The 16,178-nt window shown below is 34.0% G+C and carries 17 protein-coding genes; 6 read left to right on the plus strand and 11 right to left on the minus strand.

Annotated elements, in window-relative coordinates; all coding sequences use genetic code 11:
* Positions 1-45: 45 nt before the first annotated feature.
* On the minus strand, positions 46-288 hold the full coding sequence (locus OM075_RS13645) for a hypothetical protein (RefSeq protein ID WP_301191079.1): 243 nt from the start codon (positions 286-288) through the stop codon (positions 46-48).
* 216 nt (positions 289-504) lie between these two features.
* Between OM075_RS13645 and OM075_RS13650 the strand changes: the two genes are divergently transcribed.
* Complete coding sequence (locus OM075_RS13650) at positions 505-2,925, plus strand: alpha-ketoacid dehydrogenase subunit alpha/beta (protein WP_301191080.1); 2,421 nt, start codon at positions 505-507, stop codon at positions 2,923-2,925.
* A gap of 80 nt (positions 2,926-3,005) precedes the next feature.
* Here OM075_RS13650 and OM075_RS13655 read toward each other — a convergent pair whose 3' ends face one another.
* From OM075_RS13655 to OM075_RS13700, 10 genes are all read right to left on the minus strand, one after another.
* Positions 3,006-4,031, minus strand: a complete 1,026-nt coding sequence (locus OM075_RS13655; protein ID WP_301191081.1) for a potassium channel family protein — start codon at positions 4,029-4,031, stop codon at positions 3,006-3,008.
* Between the two features lie 13 nt (positions 4,032-4,044).
* Positions 4,045-4,425 carry a PH domain-containing protein gene (locus tag OM075_RS13660; RefSeq protein ID WP_301191082.1) on the minus strand — a complete coding sequence of 127 codons (381 nt, stop codon included), beginning with the start codon at positions 4,423-4,425 and terminating at the stop codon, positions 4,045-4,047.
* Between the two features lie 34 nt (positions 4,426-4,459).
* A complete protein-coding gene (gene speD, locus OM075_RS13665; RefSeq protein ID WP_301191083.1) occupies positions 4,460-4,825 on the minus strand; it encodes an S-adenosylmethionine decarboxylase in 366 nt (121 codons plus the stop codon).
* 18 nt (positions 4,826-4,843) lie between these two features.
* Entirely contained in the window at positions 4,844-6,397 is a 1,554-nt protein-coding gene (locus tag OM075_RS13670) for a polyamine aminopropyltransferase (RefSeq protein ID WP_301191084.1), read from the minus strand.
* Positions 6,398-6,510: 113 nt separating this feature from the next.
* A complete protein-coding gene (locus OM075_RS13675) occupies positions 6,511-7,386 on the minus strand; it encodes a DUF350 domain-containing protein (RefSeq protein ID WP_301191085.1) in 876 nt (291 codons plus the stop codon).
* 21 nt (positions 7,387-7,407) lie between these two features.
* Complete coding sequence (locus OM075_RS13680) at positions 7,408-8,223, minus strand: hypothetical protein (RefSeq protein WP_301191086.1); 816 nt, start codon at positions 8,221-8,223, stop codon at positions 7,408-7,410.
* Between the two features lie 18 nt (positions 8,224-8,241).
* Positions 8,242-8,784, minus strand: a complete 543-nt coding sequence (locus tag OM075_RS13685; protein ID WP_301191087.1) for a DUF4178 domain-containing protein — start codon at positions 8,782-8,784, stop codon at positions 8,242-8,244.
* Positions 8,785-8,796: 12 nt separating this feature from the next.
* The gene (locus OM075_RS13690; protein ID WP_301191088.1) at positions 8,797-9,498 is read right to left on the minus strand and encodes a PspA/IM30 family protein; all 702 of its coding nucleotides are present in this window, start codon (positions 9,496-9,498) and stop codon (positions 8,797-8,799) included.
* A 12-nt stretch (positions 9,499-9,510) separates the two neighbouring features.
* A complete protein-coding gene (locus tag OM075_RS13695; protein WP_301191089.1) occupies positions 9,511-9,906 on the minus strand; it encodes a YbjN domain-containing protein in 396 nt (131 codons plus the stop codon).
* A gap of 179 nt (positions 9,907-10,085) precedes the next feature.
* The gene (locus OM075_RS13700; protein WP_301191090.1) at positions 10,086-11,540 is read right to left on the minus strand and encodes a sodium:solute symporter; all 1,455 of its coding nucleotides are present in this window, start codon (positions 11,538-11,540) and stop codon (positions 10,086-10,088) included.
* A gap of 110 nt (positions 11,541-11,650) precedes the next feature.
* On the opposite strand from OM075_RS13700, the gene recR reads away from it, so the two are divergent.
* The 5 genes from recR (at position 11,651) to OM075_RS13725 (ending at position 16,080) form a co-directional block, all read left to right on the plus strand.
* A complete protein-coding gene (recR, locus tag OM075_RS13705) occupies positions 11,651-12,277 on the plus strand; it encodes a recombination mediator RecR (protein WP_301191091.1) in 627 nt (208 codons plus the stop codon).
* 37 nt (positions 12,278-12,314) lie between these two features.
* Positions 12,315-12,788, plus strand: coding sequence for a hypothetical protein (locus OM075_RS13710; RefSeq protein WP_301191092.1), 474 nt, complete (start codon positions 12,315-12,317; stop codon positions 12,786-12,788).
* Positions 12,789-12,820: 32 nt separating this feature from the next.
* Positions 12,821-13,255 carry a BT0820 family HAD-type phosphatase gene (locus OM075_RS13715; protein ID WP_301191093.1) on the plus strand — a complete coding sequence of 145 codons (435 nt, stop codon included), beginning with the start codon at positions 12,821-12,823 and terminating at the stop codon, positions 13,253-13,255.
* Between the two features lie 21 nt (positions 13,256-13,276).
* Positions 13,277-14,419, plus strand: coding sequence for a glycosyltransferase family 2 protein (locus OM075_RS13720; RefSeq protein ID WP_301191094.1), 1,143 nt, complete (start codon positions 13,277-13,279; stop codon positions 14,417-14,419).
* A 71-nt stretch (positions 14,420-14,490) separates the two neighbouring features.
* A complete protein-coding gene (locus tag OM075_RS13725; RefSeq protein ID WP_301191095.1) occupies positions 14,491-16,080 on the plus strand; it encodes a tetratricopeptide repeat protein in 1,590 nt (529 codons plus the stop codon).
* Positions 16,081-16,178: the final 98 nt, after the last annotated feature.

Consider the following 16,178-nt stretch of genomic DNA (forward strand, 5'->3'; position numbering starts at 1 on the left):
AAAAAAAGGCTTGATGAATCATCAAGCCTTTTCTATTTCTCAAAACTAGCAACTTAGAGTCTGACTCTCGCCTTCCCCCTCTAAATGCAATGGTTTAATTTTTATTGAATCTTTTTGAGCTTGCCTGTCTTGTGTTGTAGCACAAGCAATGCCTCTTTTTTGCATCTCCTTATTGCTGCCAATGTGAAGGTTTGGAAATTTTCCATTTTTTTGAATTAAAATTCTGATGGCCATCAGCACAAACACAATACCAACTAACACAACACTTAATAACAAAACCTTTAACATAGTACTCTTTTTTTTATGAACAGCAAAAATACTGTTTTATTCTTACTTAGTAAACAAAGTAATGCCAAATATGTTTCAAGAATGAGAAATGATCAAAAATAAAAGAGCATAACATCTTTTCGTATCTTAGTATAATGAGTAAATCTTATTAGCTTTGCTCTTTGTTAATATATACATCAAGGATCTTTTATCTATAAATTATTAGTTAGTAAAAGAATGATATCAAATACTGGAATTAGTTTCGACGAGTTTAAAAAAGAAATACTTAGGGATTATAAAATAGGCCATATTAGTCGCAATTTAAGCTTAATTGGCCGAAAAGAAGTGTTAGGCGGTAAAGCTAAGTTTGGCATTTTTGGAGATGGTAAAGAAGTAGCCCAGCTGGCCATGGCCAAACAATTTAAAGCCGGCGACTGGCGTTCGGGGTATTATCGCGACCAAACTTTTATGTTGGCCGCAGAGATGACAACTCCACTTGAGTTTTTCGCATCCCTTTACGGAGAGACTGATACTGATTTAAATCCCGACAATGGAGGCCGTTCTTTCAACAATCACTTTGGTACAAGAACCATTGATGATTCAGGAGAATGGAAAGACATAGCAAATATCAAATGTACCTCATCTGATATTTCCCCAACAGCAGGACAAATGCCCCGTTTAGTAGGGTTAGCCTATGCATCAAAACTATACAGAAACAATCCGGCTCTAAAAAACGCCACAAAGTTCAGCCATAATGGTAACGAGGTTGCTTTTGGAACCATAGGAGATGCAAGTACATCCGAAGGTCATTTTTTTGAAACTTTAAATGCAGCATCTGTTCATCAGATACCAATGGCTATTTCCATTTGGGATGATGGATACGGAATTTCTGTTCCTAAAAAAATACAAACGGTTAAAGAAAGTATTTCAACTGCTTTAAAAGGTTTTGAAAAAGGCCTAAAAGATAAAAACGGCCTTGTCATATACAAGCTAAAAGGATGGGATTATGCCAGTCTTTGTCAGGGATATGAAGAAGGAATAAGAAAATGCAGAAAGGAACATGTTCCTGTGCTTTTTCATGTGGAAGAAATCACACAGCCAGTTGGTCACTCAACTTCCGGTTCGCATGAAAGATATAAATCAGAAGAACGACTGAAATGGGAAAAAGATTTTGACTGTCTCAGCAAAATGAGGGAATGGATTATTGAAAGATCCATTGCATCTGTGGAAGAACTTGATCAGATTGAAAAAGATGCTTTAACAGAAGCTAAGGAAGCGCAATCCCAGGCATGGAAACAAAGGTTAAAAACCTTGGAAACGGAAAGAGATTCTTTGATTCAAGTAATTGAACAAAAAAATTGTGTATGTACGAGCGTTAACGATGATAAAATCAATGAATTGATTCATCAATTGAAAAATGCATACAGTTTAAACAGAAAAGAGATATTATCTACAGCAAGAAAAATACTTCGTCATATTTGTAATACTTGCGCAAAGCCGGATAGTTTAAAAGATAGATTACAAAAATGGATTGCTGATTACAGAGCAGAAGCTCATAAGATGTATAATGACAGATTATATGCTGAAGACCAATATTCAGCATTAAAAGTTCCTGTTGTTCCTCCTCATTACCCGGAATCTTTAGATAAAGTTCCCGGAAGAGAAATTCTTCGTGATAATTTCGATAAATTATTTGAAAAGATACCGGAACTTGTCACTTTTGGAGAAGATACCGGTGTTTTAGGTGGTGTTAATCAATCCATGGAAGGACTTCAAAACAAATACGGTCCGCTCAGAATATGGGATGAAGGTATACGGGAAACTACTATTGTTGGAACAGGTATTGGTCTTGCCTTAAGAGGTTTTCGTCCTATCACCGAGATTCAATATTTCGATTACTTATTATATGGATTACAAACCCTTAGCGATGACTTAGCAACCCTTCGATACAGAACAAAGGGCGGACAGAAAGCTCCGATGATTATCCGAACTCGAGGACATCGCTTAGAGGGTATCTGGCATTCAGGTTCTCCAACAAGCATGGTAATTAATTCAATCAGGGGTATTTATGTATGCGTACCTCGTGATATGACAAGGGCTGCAGGTATGTATAACACACTGCTTCGGTCAGATGACCCTGCATTGGTTATTGAACCCTTAAATGGTTATAGAATCAGGGAGCCACGCCCGGATAATATTGGTGAATACAATATTCCTTTGGGTATTCCGGAAGTTTTGCACGTTGGAAATGATGTTACTTTAGTTACATACGGTTCATGTGTTAGAATTGCTCAGGAAGCCGTAAATCAGCTTGCTGAAATTGGAGTATCAGTTGAACTAATCGATGTTCAGACTTTACTTCCTTTTGATATATACGGAGTCATACTGGAATCGGTTAAAAAGACAAATAGAGTAGTATTTTTTGACGAAGACGTGCCAGGTGGAACAACAGCATACATGATGCAACAAGTTCTGGAAAAACACCGCGGATATAAATATTTAGATTCATCTCCTAAAACTGTTACCGCCAAAGATCACAGACCTGCTTTTGGAACTGATGGTGATTATTTTTCTAATCCAAGTGCGGAGGATGTATATGAAACTATTTATGATTTAATGAGTGAATCAAATCCGGAAAGTTTTCCTGCTATATACTAGCAGCTTAAATTATAATATAAACAACAAAGCCCGGGGCGATTGAATCATCCCGGGCTTTATTATTTTTAAATATTTCTTTATTAATACCCTTCTTTAACTCCAAAAGTCTTTTCAAGTTTCACCTTGCAATTACCTCTGGAAATTAAAATCATATAATCACCTACATTTAAAGTCTGATTATCTGCAGGATCTTTTTCCAATACACCATTGATCACCAAACCTATTAATATCACATTTAAATCTTTTTTCAATTCAATAAAGGCCTCCAGATACGTTTTCCCGATATATGGATTACTTTCAATAAGTTTAAATTGCTGAATATCCTGATCCTGCTCAACTACACTGGTTGATATTAAGTCATTTGTATACTCAGCAACATGTGGTTCAAACAGATAACTGGCCACCATTCTTGAGGCTACTTCATGACGAGCAACAACATGCGATACCCCTGTATTTTCAAGAGTTTCCTTTAAATCAGGGTTTGTACAATTGATGATAATATTCAGATCCGGGTATTCCTTTTTAATGTTTAAAACAAATACCAAAGTATCCGTATCCTCTTTAAAATTTACAAATACAGCTTTACTTCTCTGAATATTTACCTTTTCGTAGGCCTGCATGTTTTTATAGTCAGCAAACAATACAAATGAATTATAGTTTTCGTACAAATCATTAAACAACTCTAAATCATTTTTTGAATTGGTAACCAAGGCGATTTTATGCCCTGCGTTATATACTTGGTTGGCAACCTGACGAGCAAATTCACTCCAGCCAATAATCACATAATGGTCTTCGAACTTAGTTCCGAAAAAACCTTGTTGCTTCTTTTCCATATAAGTGTTGATTCTATAGGTAATTTCTCCAATCAGATATCCCAAAATACCCAAACTACCTAAAATGATAAATAATCCTAATATCTTACCTCCAAATGTAACCGGAAAGTAATCTCCATATCCAACGGTTGTTAATGTCACTACACTATACCAGAGTGCATCTGTAAATGACTGAATATTTGCATTTGGATCAGAACTCTCAAGAATTGAGATAATGTAAATTAGAATGAAATAGACGACCACACCGGCCCCAAAGAGTTTTTTGTTTTTCATCCGTTATTCTTTTTTAGCCCAGAACATATTTTGCCAGGATCTTTTGCACATCGTAAACATTTACTGATTTATTAAACTTCTTTACAACACTGGGATTCTGCTCACTCGAAATCCAGAGTTTCAACTCTGCATCCAGATCAAATGTACCTGCCGTTTCAATACTAAAACGAGAAATACTCTTATAGGGAATTGAAAGATATTCCATTTTTCGTCCGGTAACACCCTGTTTATCTATGATAACCAATCGTTTATTGGTAAAAATGAAAGTATCACGAATTAACTTAAATCCAATTTCTACCAATTCATTTTCAGCAAACAAAGCACCATACTCTTTTTGGATTTTTTCCTGATCTACAGCGCCTGCATTTCCTAATAAAGAAGATAATAATCCCATTATTTCAGTTTTTAAGATAGGTATATTTGAAATGTTATATTGTCTTTATCAATATGGGTTCACTTGATGCAATCTCTTCATCCCAATTTACATCAAACTTTAATTCTTCTGTTAATTTTTTAAAGTTTTTTGCCTTCCCCTGATTACAGCTTGATAGTTCAATGTAAGTATATCCATTTTCTGTGAATGTATGCAGAGCCAAATGAGACTCGGCCAATAACCAAAATGCAGTAAAACCATTTACAGGAAATTGATGCGAAGTATAATTTAATATTTTAAAATCAGATTGATTAAGGAGTGCATCAAAGATATCTTTAAGCTTAATTTCATCCACTAACTCAATCCACCCTTTTAAATTATATACTATAGGGGGCAATTGTTTATGTTGAATATTTTCCATATCTATTTGATTTTAGATCTAATACAAATCCCAATTTCCTTTTAAATAATATTTATAAAGAACCGGATCATGAATCTTATTAATTTTTACAGAATCCCCCTGTCCCGGGTAAACATCTTTCCCAAAAGAAGTAATTAACTGCATAGCCTCGTTTGTGAGCCATCTTGTTTCTAAATCTTTGAATTCAAGTTTCTGAAGTGCTTTCTTTAATGGAAAACCATCAGGTTGCTTGGTTCCCATACTCCATCCCCACTCGCCAAGTGAAATAATATGGTTATGCAAAGGAATGGTTACAAAACCAGCACTCTGCATGGTTTTAACAATACAATTAAATGCTTTTGTTGCAAAATAAGGACTCCCGGCCTGAGTTATAATAATTCCCCCTGGCCTTAAGTGCTTATAGGCAATCCTATAAAACTCTTCAGAGTATAAACGACCTAATTCAACTGTTCTTGGATCAGGCAGGTCAACAATAATTACATCATAAAAAGCATTATTGTTGCTTAAAAATGTAAACCCATCCTGATTTAAAACATTTACTCTGGGATCGTTTAATGCACCTTTATTTAAATTGGTTAACAATGGATATTCCTGCCCCAGTTTAGTCATGGCCGGATCCAAATCTACCAATGTAATATTTTTAGCTACTTCATACTTCAATATTTCGCGCACGGCACAACCGTCTCCACCTCCTAAAACTAATACTTCGCTTGGGTTGGGATGTAATGTCATAGCAGGATGAACCAATGGTTCATGATACATCATTTCATCCATTGTACACAATTGTTCATTACCATTCAGGTACAACCAAAAATCATTTTTCCATTGCGTAATGACAATACGCTGATATTTTGTTTGCTCAGCATAAATAACTTTGTCCTTATATTTTTGCTGTTCCCCATAAGTAATAATAGGCTCTGCTAAAAATACCCCACCTACTAACAGCACTGTTATTAAGCCTATTGAAATATTAAATGGTATTTTATATGATGATGAAATAAATCGCTTTAAGAATATATAAACACCAATAGCAACGCTAAAATTGATTAACCCTAAAACAAATGGTGTATAATTTAATCCTAAAAAAGGAATCCCTACAAAAGCAAAAAATATACCTCCCAGTAAACTTCCATAGTAATCATTCTCAAGAACATTGGAAATATTCACTCTTAAATCTTCATACTGATCATTGATTCGTGTTACCAGAGGAATTTCCATACCAATCAATACCCCAATAAGTATGCTACAAGCATAAATTATAATGGCCAACGAAGCAGTATAAGCTGATGATATGTATACGATTAAAGGAACAAATGAAACAACTATTGAAAGAATAAATTCAAGAATAAGGAATTTCTCGGTTAAATGAGTTAAAAAGGATTTACTGATTCTACTTCCCAAGCCCATTGAAAACATCATGGTAGACACAATCAATGCCCACTGAACTGTTGAATCACCTAAAAAATGCGTTGCTAATGTTGATAATAAGTATTCCGCAACAATACCACTGAATCCTGTGGCAAAAATAGCCGCCATTAGTATGGCTGAATATCGGTTCTTTATTTTAAACATTTAAAATACAGAAAAATAATAATGTCAAGAACTGACAAAAATGAATAAATGAAGCAAAGAAAAAGTACCAGAAATCCATTCTGATACTTCATCCTTCTATCTTAAGATCTTGTTTACAAACACCAGGTAATAAGAACCGAACCTCCTATATATGCAAAGGCTTCAATTATTGCAGCTCCTACATTAGGTTTTTCCTGATTAACAATTTCGTCTGTTAATCGCTGTCCTGGCAAAAGAATTTTATCGGTTAAGAATCGCATTACCGGTAGCAAAATAATTCCTAGTACCAGTTCAAAACCAGCTTCAGAGAATGTTACACCCCAGCCTTCAAAATCACCTGCAATTCCATAACGTATTAGGTTAGCAATAGCAATTAAAGCTCCAGCAAAACCTACACCAACAGCTACATTATCCTTTTCAATATGCTCATGCACATCATAAGGTGTAATCAATTGATAAATAGCTGCTGCTATAATAATCGCAATTTGTCCGGCAGCCCAGAATACAGTTGCTGAAAGAAAACCAAATCCCCAACCTCCAAGTTCTGATTCACCGCTTACTGCTCCAAAAATAATCAGACCAGAAGCAATTGAAACAGCTCCTTCAATAACTCCGGTTCCTGAATTTCTATCCTTTATAATTTCTTTCTTTACCGAAAACTTACGTAAAATGATTTTATCATTAATCCATATAGAAAGGTTTAAAAGAATAATTGCCAATACTCCATAGGCCAATATGTCAATCATATCATTCACCAAACCTCTGGTAGGTCCTACGATTGCACTACCTACAGCCAATAGCAATCCAATAAAGTAACCTGTATGTGCAAAAGCAAAAGCCAAATTATCTTTCTCAACCAATTCTTCTTTTACGTTGAAGCTTTTATTAACCAGTTGATAAACTAATTTACCAAGAAAAAATATTACAAATCCTGCGGCAATGTAAGCTATTGCATCATATAATATTGTTGAAATATCTGAAAAATTCATATTTATAATTTTAGGATTAGACTATTTTCCAAAACCACCACTTCTGCTTCTCGAAGACGAACTACTGTAACGAGACGAACTTCGCGATTTTTGTGAATAGCTTGAACCTGATGAATAGCTTCTGGATTGACTGGTAGAACTGGATCTGGATACCTGACTTCGTACCTGACTTTTAAAATTAGATGGTTTTGAGCCCCAGGTAGTTGATTTGCCGGTTTTTGAAGTGTATGATTTTGTTCCATACATATTTGATCCCGATGGACCATAATATGAACGTCGGCCATAATAACCTCCGCCATAATAATCATCGTAATATGAACGACGAACCGGATAAGTCATTAAATTAAACATGGACGACATAAATGCATATTGTCCGTAAAACTCCCAGAAAGAAGTTCCGTTTCTTTGAGTCCAGTGACCATATTTTTCGTTACCAATATAGTGGTTATAACCAGCAGGACTGGCTACTTTAGAAAGTTTACCATCCTTTTTAGAGGCTATTTCCATTCCCATGTTATTGATATTTTCAGCAAAAAAAGATTCGCTTACCTTTTCCCAGCCAGTTTGCTGAGTTAATATGGTATCCGGCTTTTCTATTAAAACATTATACTGATGAAAATAACCATCTGAGCGTGAGTCCATATCCAACAGAATAATAGAAAAGTTATTTTCATTGGACAATGAACGAACTAATTTATCAACTGGAGACTTTTCCCAACTACTTACTGTTGGATTGGAGGAATAATAATTTCTGCTTGAGCGGCAGGTACTACAGGTTTTCAACATAAAAAAACCAATAACTACCGCTATTATAATCTTTGCTAATTTGTTATCCATACATTAGATTGTTAGGTGTTATTTACTAGAGGGTAATATGTTAGAAATTTCAAACTCCTTAATTGTCTTTCCTATTGAAGCTTCAAATTCCTTTTCATCCCATTGTTCAATACACAGGATATTTACGCCTTCTTCATCTTCAAAATCCCACGACCTGAACTCTTCCCACGTATCACCTTTGGCAATATCATGAAAATATCCCGGCGCTTCATTTTCCATATAATAAGTAACACCTTCGTAACTTATCTTTTTAGGCGGTTTTTGTTGCTCGTGCAAAATTTCTGTTAGATTTTCGTCGAGAACTCTGATTTTTATCTTTTTAGTGATAGATAATTCCAACTCATCATCTTCCTCAATGGAAAGAAAACGGGTTTTCGATCCGTCACTAATTTTAAATTCCCTTGTAAAATAATTATCACCCCAATCGTATTCATAAATGGCCTGAACCTCCCATGTAGAAAGGTCGTACTCAAAAACAAAACCAACATCCAGATCTTTAACCTGGATATTGGTGCTATCATAATGAGGTTCTTTATTTTTAAAAATATCAAAGATACCCATATCTGTATGTGTCTATTTTTGTTTTAGTTTGGCTTTCAGTTCTTCCAATGAATTAGATGCCTTGATGTTTTTATCAGACAAAACATCATCAATTTCATCGTCAACACTTCTGTTTTCCAAAGCAATTTCGCCATAAGCCTCACTCATAGCTTCTTGTTGAGCCACTTTTTCTTTCATCTTTTCAAGCATAGAAACAGTACCAGAACTGTCAATTCCACTCAACTGCTTATTTATTTTTTGAGTTGCACTGCTCACTCTTGCTCTTGCTTTAAGTGTTCTCAATTCGTTTTCGTAGCTGGTAATAGTGCTTTTTAGCTTTTTAATATTCTTATCTAAATTAGCAATATTCGCATCAAAACGAGTTACTTCTTCCTGTGCGCGAGATGCTGCTTCCACAGCTTCCTCCTTACGTGCAAGTGCTTCAGTAGCTAACCTGTCAGCTTCTTCAACTGCCAAATCTCCTTTTTCAGCTTTTTGAATCAATAAAATGGCTTTTTGCTCATAGTTTTTAGCCATTTCCTTATTGGTTGTTAAATCCTTTTTACTACGGATAGCCAAAGCTTTTACTTCTGCTAAAGCTTGTAAACTCTTATCTAAATCCTTTTTTAAATCACGAATTCCTTGTTCCGTCATTTTAATAGGATCTTCTAACTTGTCAACTATAGCATGTGCTTCTGCTTGTCCTACTCTAAATATTCTATTAAAAATACTCATTACTTACAATTTTTAGGCTTTTGAAAATTCAATTAATTCTTCAGAATACTCTGACAACAATAGTTTTAAAGAGTTTAGAGTGGCTTCCAACTCATTTAAATCCAAATTCTCTAATTGCAGTGTATCTCTAAAAATAACTTTCTTACCACTCTCATCAATAGTAAAGGCTCCATGAATTACTTCACGATTTTTTTGAAGAAGTGATTTGTAAATTTCTTCAGAACCTGTGTTCATTTCAAAAAGAAGACCTTCAATAATTAAAAGACTGTCTTCACAATCGATTACAACATTACTGATTCCTTCTTCCTCTTTTTCAATAACAAATAACTCTTCGTTAATATCCTCATATACAATTCTGTATTCCAGGTCTAAAAGGTAATCTTTCACCTTATTAAAATTTTCGCTCATAGCAATTTTAATGTTGATAAAGGTTTATAATAATTATGAAATATTTTGGAAAGAACAGACCATTTCACACATCTTTTGTGTAAAACTTTACTGATTTAAATCTGCCCTTTGTCAGGCTTAAATAAAAACAAGAAGTTTACAATTATATAAAAAATAAAACGAATTATCAATAAAAGGGATTATAGAATTTTCTTTGCGGGTTTTTCCATTAATAAAATCAGCCCCAAAATCATTAGTCCCCCATTAATAATCAGCTTTTCGTATCCCAACGAAAAACCAAGCCATTTAACTGCATTATAATCCAGAACACCCGTTACAACCGGGGCTAAAATAGCTAACAAAGGAATCCATTTATCTTTTACACGAATCTTGCTAAACAAACCAAAGGCATACATCCCTAATAAAGGTCCATAGGTATAGCCAGCTAAAATAAAAATAGTACTGATGATACTATCTGCTTTTAAAACCCGGAATAAGATAATCACTAACATTAAAATAATAGAAAATGACAAGTGAACCAGAATTCGGGTTTTCTTCGACAAGACCTCACCATGCTGTGTCCCTAAAATGTCAACAGAAAATGAAGTAGTCAGTGATGTTAATGCGGAATCAGCACTACTATAAGCTGCGGCTACCAATCCAATAATAAAAAACACGCCAACAATAGCCGGGAGTTTACCACTATTTACAATCATTGGAAATAAATCATCGGAACGTTCGGGTAAAGTTAAACCTTGCTGATTGGCAAAAATATATAAAAGCGCACCCAACGACAGGAACAAAATATTAGCAGGAATAAATGCCAATCCATACCATTTCATATTCTTCTGTGCATCCTTTATATTTTTACACGAAAGGTTTTTCTGCATCATATCCTGATCAAGTCCTGTCATTACAATTGTAATAAAAGCACCTGAAATAAACTGTTTGAAAAAATTCTGTTTCGATTGCCAGTCATCAAAAACAAAAACCTTACTAAGTTCACTCTGACTAATCATATCAATCAATCCACCTGCATCAAGTTGCATGGTTTTTGCTATATAAACTATTGTTATAATCACAGAACTCAATAAAAACAAAGTCTGTAATGTATCTGTCCAGATAATTGTTTTTATACCTCCCCTAAAAGTATATAACCAAATAAGCGCAATTGTAATGATAACTGTCACAGCAAAAGGAATCCCCAAGGCATTAAACAAACTCAACTGCAACACATTGGCCATTAAATACAATCTTGCCGAGGCTCCAATGGTTCTGGATATTAGAAACAACCAGGCTCCGGTTTTGTAACCGAACTTTCCAAAGCGCTCTTCCAGATAGGTATAAATTGAAGTAAGATTTAGCTTATAATATACAGGCAACAATACATGAGCAATTACCAAATAACCCACAAAATACCCTGCCACCATTTGCAGGTATGTAAACTGTGTTGATTTCACCCATCCTGGCACCGAAATAAAAGTGACTCCCGATAAGCTAGCTCCTATCATGCCAATAGATACAATATACCATGGCGATTGACGATTACCCAGAAAAAAGCTGTTGTTATCAGACTTTTTTCCTGTTATATAAGAAATCACCATTAAAATGATAAAGTACAGCGCAACCAGTAATCCTGTGTGTAAAGGCTTCATATATTTTTACTAACAATTTAAAAACGGGTAAATTTAAAGGAGTACACACTTTAATCCAAGTGATACCTTGATAATTTTTTTAACTTTGAGCGTTTAAATTTTTAAGGTTGATGAACTCAGGAAACTACCCATCTCAAATACTTGAAAATGCAGTAAAAGAATTTTCTCAACTACCGGGAGTAGGCAGAAAAAGTGCATTGCGTTTGGTTTTATATTTATTAAAACAAGAAAAAAACGATGTGTTGCGGTTTGCCGATGCTCTGAAAAGATTAAGTGAAGAAATTGTGTACTGCACACAATGCTTCAATATATCAGATACTGAAGTTTGTGATATTTGTGCTAACAACAAAAGAGACCACTCTACTGTTTGTGTTGTAGAAAACATTAAAGATGTAATGGCAATTGAAAACACTCAACAGTATTTTGGTGTTTATCATGTACTTGGAGGTATCATTTCTCCTATGGATGGTATTGGACCGGATGATTTAACCATCAAACCACTTGAAGACAGAGTTAATTCAGGAGAGATAAAAGAATTAATATTTGCCTTACCAACAACAATGGAAGGTGATACGACAAACTTTTATTTGTATAGAAAATTCGCAAAACTCGACATTAATATAACAACTTTAGCAAGGGGTGTTTCTATTGGTGATGAATTAGAATATACAGATGAAGTAACATTAGGCCGTTCATTAATAAACAGACTTCCTTTTGAATCAAGCATGAATATTTAATAATACACATTATTAACATCTTAATACAGACAAAACGATGCAACCAGAAGTAAAAAAACAATATAAAAGCCTTAATTTTATTTATGCCATCATATTAATATCAATGTCAATAGCTGCATTGGTATCTGTTTTTCTAATTTCTAAAATGGGCCAGGTTCCTGTTTTTAAACCGGAAGATCAGGCAACCATTAAATCCATTGTTATTATTGCATTATTGGTAGGTATTCCTGTTAGTCATATCTTTTTCTTCAAAAAAATAAAACATATTGATCAATCATTAAATCTGATAAATAAGATCAGAATGTATCAATCTGCATTTATTGCACGTATAGCCATACTTGAAGGAATAGGTATTTTAGCATCTATAGGATATTTAGTTACTGCGGACCATTCATACTTATATATGTTTGGTGTGGTATTTATTTTGTTTCTTGTTCATGCTCCAACTAAGAGCAGGATTAGTAACGACCTAAATCTTTCTGAGGACGAAGAAGAATTATTTTTAAACTAAATAAGAAATTTCAAAAACATTCGTTATTACATATGATTATAGCTGTTGATTTTGACGGGACTATTGTAGAGCATAAATATCCGGCCATTGGTAAGGAAATGCTATTTGCTTTTGAAACTTTAAAAGCCATGCAACGAGAAGGGCATTTACTTATTTTATGGACTTACAGAGCAGGTAAGGAATTGGAAGAAGCTGTTGAGTACTGTAAAAAAAAGGGAATTGAATTTTATGCGGTAAACAAAAGCTACCCGGAAGAGGTGTTGGATGAAAAAACAACCAGTAGAAAAATTAACGCCGATATGTTTATTGATGATAGAAATATTGGTGGTTTTTATGGTTGGGGAGAAATCTATCAGGAGCTGCAATTAGGTGGAAAAGAAGAAGCCGAACGAATGAAATACCGAATGGAAAAAGCTTCAGGAAATCCACTTTGCAAATTTTTTAGATCATTATTTTGCGGCAGATAAATAGCCGCAAATAAAACAAAATTGAATTTGGACCTTTCTGTAATTATTGTTAGCTACAATGCTGTAGATTTTTTAAAATTATGCCTGCATTCTGTATTTTCAGCATGCAAATCACTACAAGCAGAAGTTTTTGTTGTTGATAACAACTCTTCTGACAAGTCGGCTGAAATGGTTGCAAAAGATTTCCCTCAATGTAACCTGATTGCCAACAAAAACAACCCCGGATTTTCAGTTGCTAACAACCAGGCCATTAAAAAAGCCAACGGAAAATATATTCTTATTCTTAATCCCGATACCATTGTTGCTGAAGATACATTTACAAAGCTGATTGCTTTTATGGATGCCAATAGCAATGTTGGAAGTTCCGGAATTAAGATGATAGATGGTTCAGGCTCATTCCTTCCTGAATCAAAAAGAGGGATACCAACTCCGTGGACATCTTTTTGCAAGATGTCAGGTTTATCTGCATTTTTTAAAAAGAGTAAATTATTCAACGAATACCACAAAGGTTATATCCCGGAAAACAAAACTCATGAAACTGAGATTTTAGCAGGGGCTTTCATGTTTATAAGAAAAAAAGCATTGGATAAATCCGGATTATTTGATGAATCGTTTTTCATGTATGGAGAAGACATCGATCTGTCATACAGAATCATCCAGTCCGGATACAAAAATTATTATTTTGCCGATTCTACCATCATACACTTCAAGGGAGAAAGTACAAATAAAGATAAAATATACAGAGATCGTTTTTACAAAGCTATGATTCAATTTGCCAACAAGCATTTTAGTCGTAGTTATGGATTTATATTTAATATACTTATCACTATTGGTATATATTTTATAAAGTTTATATCATCCATCAAACCAAATAAAATAGAAGAGGTTGAAATCTTAAACGATAAAAACTTATTAATTACAAATAAGCTTTCCAACTCCAATCTAAACTTGCCATTCCCTATCATTCCCGTTTCGGATAACGACCTGTGCAAATTCAATGAGGGCACTCTAATATTTAACATTCAAGACCTTCAATTTAAACATATCATACAAGTCATGGATCAATATAAATCGCAGTATAAATACAGATTCTTGTTTGATCATCATAAAATATTGATAGGTAGTGATAAAAAAAATCACAAAGGTCAAGTTCAACACCTATAATTGTTGTGGAATAAAAACATTTGCATACTTTTATAGTCAATTCTTTTAATGGAATATATAAAGGTTCTACAATGAGAAATCAACTTCTAACTACATTACTTTTCATACTTATTTGCAGCATTTCATTTGCGCAAAATAAAGCTTACAAAAAACAAATCAGTCAGGCTGATGGTTTAGTAATTTTTGAAAACTACAACAAAGCATCTCTTATATATGATGATTTACTAAAAGAATTTCCTGATGATCCGTTTATCTTGTTTAAGGCAGGAGAATGTTTTCTGTTTTCAGAAGGAAGAATTAAAGAAGCCGTTGAGATTCTTGAAAGAGTAGTAAAATTATATCCTCTGGAAAACAAAAACAGTATTGAAGCTATAGAATGCAGATATTATCTAGGTCAGGCATATCATTTAGATTATCAGTTTGAAAAAGCATTAAAGGTATATGAACAATTAAAAAAGCAAGTTCCTGCAAAAAGAAAAGATGCCCTAGACAAAATAGATCGTGAAATGACCTATTGTAAAAATTCTATTGATCTTAAAAAGAATCCTGTAGAATTTAAAATATCTAATCTTGGTCCCCTGATTAATACAGAATTTGATGAACACAGCCCGGTTGTTAATCTTACAGAAGACATGCTATTATTTACTTCTAACAGAGAGACTGAAGAATCATTAAAATTAGCATCAGGTCTTGGTGATGAAAATGTATACTTTTCTTTGTGGCGTGAAGGAAGATGGATTACATCCAGAGCCATTGACATTAACACAAGAGGAAATAATGCAACTATTGGAATTTCACCTGATGGCAAAACACTTTTAATTTATCAAAACAATGGTTCTATTGGTAATATATATTACAGTGAACTAAAAAATGATAAGTGGGGTGATTTGATAAAGTTCCCATCTCCAATTAATTCTATGGGTAACGAAACGCATGCTTCCTTTTCAATGGATGGCAACACCTTATTTTTCAGTAGTGACCGTATGGGAGGGTTTGGTGGTAAAGACCTTTATAAAGTTACCAAATTACCAAATGGAGATTGGGGTACAGTTATAAACCTGGGACCTGCAATCAATACTGAATTCGACGAAGAAAGTCCTTATATTCATCCCAATGGAAAAACACTTTATTTTAGTTCCGAAGGTCACAAATCTATGGGTGGATTTGATATTTTTGCAGCGCAATTAGATAGTTCCGGAATCTGGAGTAATGTAACAAACATAGGTTACCCAATCAATACACCATATGACGATTTGTTTTTTGCCCCTACAATTGATGAGCAAAGGGTTTATTATGCATCAAAACGAAATGATGGATTTGGTGGATCTGATATATATCTTATTGAGTTTCCTGATGACAATCCTAATTCATTAACCCTGGTTGGTGGTTTTCTTTTTACTCCTGAAGGTGATCCTGCTCAAGATTCAAAAATTACAATTATTGACAAAAAGGATGGTAAAATTGAAGGCGTTTACAGACCTTCTCCAACTACCGGTAAATACATATTTATTATTCCAGCTGACACAGAATATAAAATGGAGATAAATACCAATGGTTACAAATCAATTATAAATAATTTTACAGTTCCTTCTGGTAATGCTTTTGCCAGAAAAGGTCATACCTTCTTTCTTGACCCGATAGTTCTTGAAAAGGATAAATAAAATTAAGAATCAATACTACTTATCAAGGAAGTTCTAATGTTCGTCAAAGATTTAAAACCTTTGTTGTAGTATTTTTGCATTTTTAATCCTTAAACGTT

Origin of the sequence: Plebeiibacterium sediminum (genome assembly GCF_026013605.1) — a bacterium.
GTDB classification, from domain to species: Bacteria; Bacteroidota; Bacteroidia; order Bacteroidales; family Marinilabiliaceae; genus Saccharicrinis; species Saccharicrinis sediminus.

Bases quoted from the DNA above. Each gene is read 5' to 3' on its own strand.
- OM075_RS13670 (WP_301191084.1), bottom strand. From the start codon at position 6,397: ATGTTTAAAATAAAGAACCGATATTCAGCCATACTAATGGCGGCTATT.
- OM075_RS13700 (WP_301191090.1), bottom strand. From the start codon at position 11,540: ATGAAGCCTTTACACACAGGATTACTGGTTGCGCTGTACTTTATCATT.
- speD (WP_301191083.1), bottom strand. From the start codon at position 4,825: ATGGAAAATATTCAACATAAACAATTGCCCCCTATAGTATATAATTTA.
- OM075_RS13690 (WP_301191088.1), bottom strand. From the start codon at position 9,498: ATGAGTATTTTTAATAGAATATTTAGAGTAGGACAAGCAGAAGCACAT.
- OM075_RS13715 (WP_301191093.1), top strand. From the start codon at position 12,821: ATGATTATAGCTGTTGATTTTGACGGGACTATTGTAGAGCATAAATAT.
- OM075_RS13695 (WP_301191089.1), bottom strand. From the start codon at position 9,906: ATGAGCGAAAATTTTAATAAGGTGAAAGATTACCTTTTAGACCTGGAA.
- OM075_RS13685 (WP_301191087.1), bottom strand. From the start codon at position 8,784: ATGGGTATCTTTGATATTTTTAAAAATAAAGAACCTCATTATGATAGC.
- OM075_RS13710 (WP_301191092.1), top strand. From the start codon at position 12,315: ATGCAACCAGAAGTAAAAAAACAATATAAAAGCCTTAATTTTATTTAT.
- OM075_RS13660 (WP_301191082.1), bottom strand. From the start codon at position 4,425: ATGGGATTATTATCTTCTTTATTAGGAAATGCAGGCGCTGTAGATCAG.
- OM075_RS13650 (WP_301191080.1), top strand. From the start codon at position 505: ATGATATCAAATACTGGAATTAGTTTCGACGAGTTTAAAAAAGAAATA.
- OM075_RS13680 (WP_301191086.1), bottom strand. From the start codon at position 8,223: ATGGATAACAAATTAGCAAAGATTATAATAGCGGTAGTTATTGGTTTT.
- recR (WP_301191091.1), top strand. From the start codon at position 11,651: ATGAACTCAGGAAACTACCCATCTCAAATACTTGAAAATGCAGTAAAA.
- OM075_RS13655 (WP_301191081.1), bottom strand. From the start codon at position 4,031: ATGAAAAACAAAAAACTCTTTGGGGCCGGTGTGGTCGTCTATTTCATT.
- OM075_RS13725 (WP_301191095.1), top strand. From the start codon at position 14,491: ATGAGAAATCAACTTCTAACTACATTACTTTTCATACTTATTTGCAGC.
- OM075_RS13675 (WP_301191085.1), bottom strand. From the start codon at position 7,386: ATGAATTTTTCAGATATTTCAACAATATTATATGATGCAATAGCTTAC.
- OM075_RS13645 (WP_301191079.1), bottom strand. From the start codon at position 288: ATGTTAAAGGTTTTGTTATTAAGTGTTGTGTTAGTTGGTATTGTGTTT.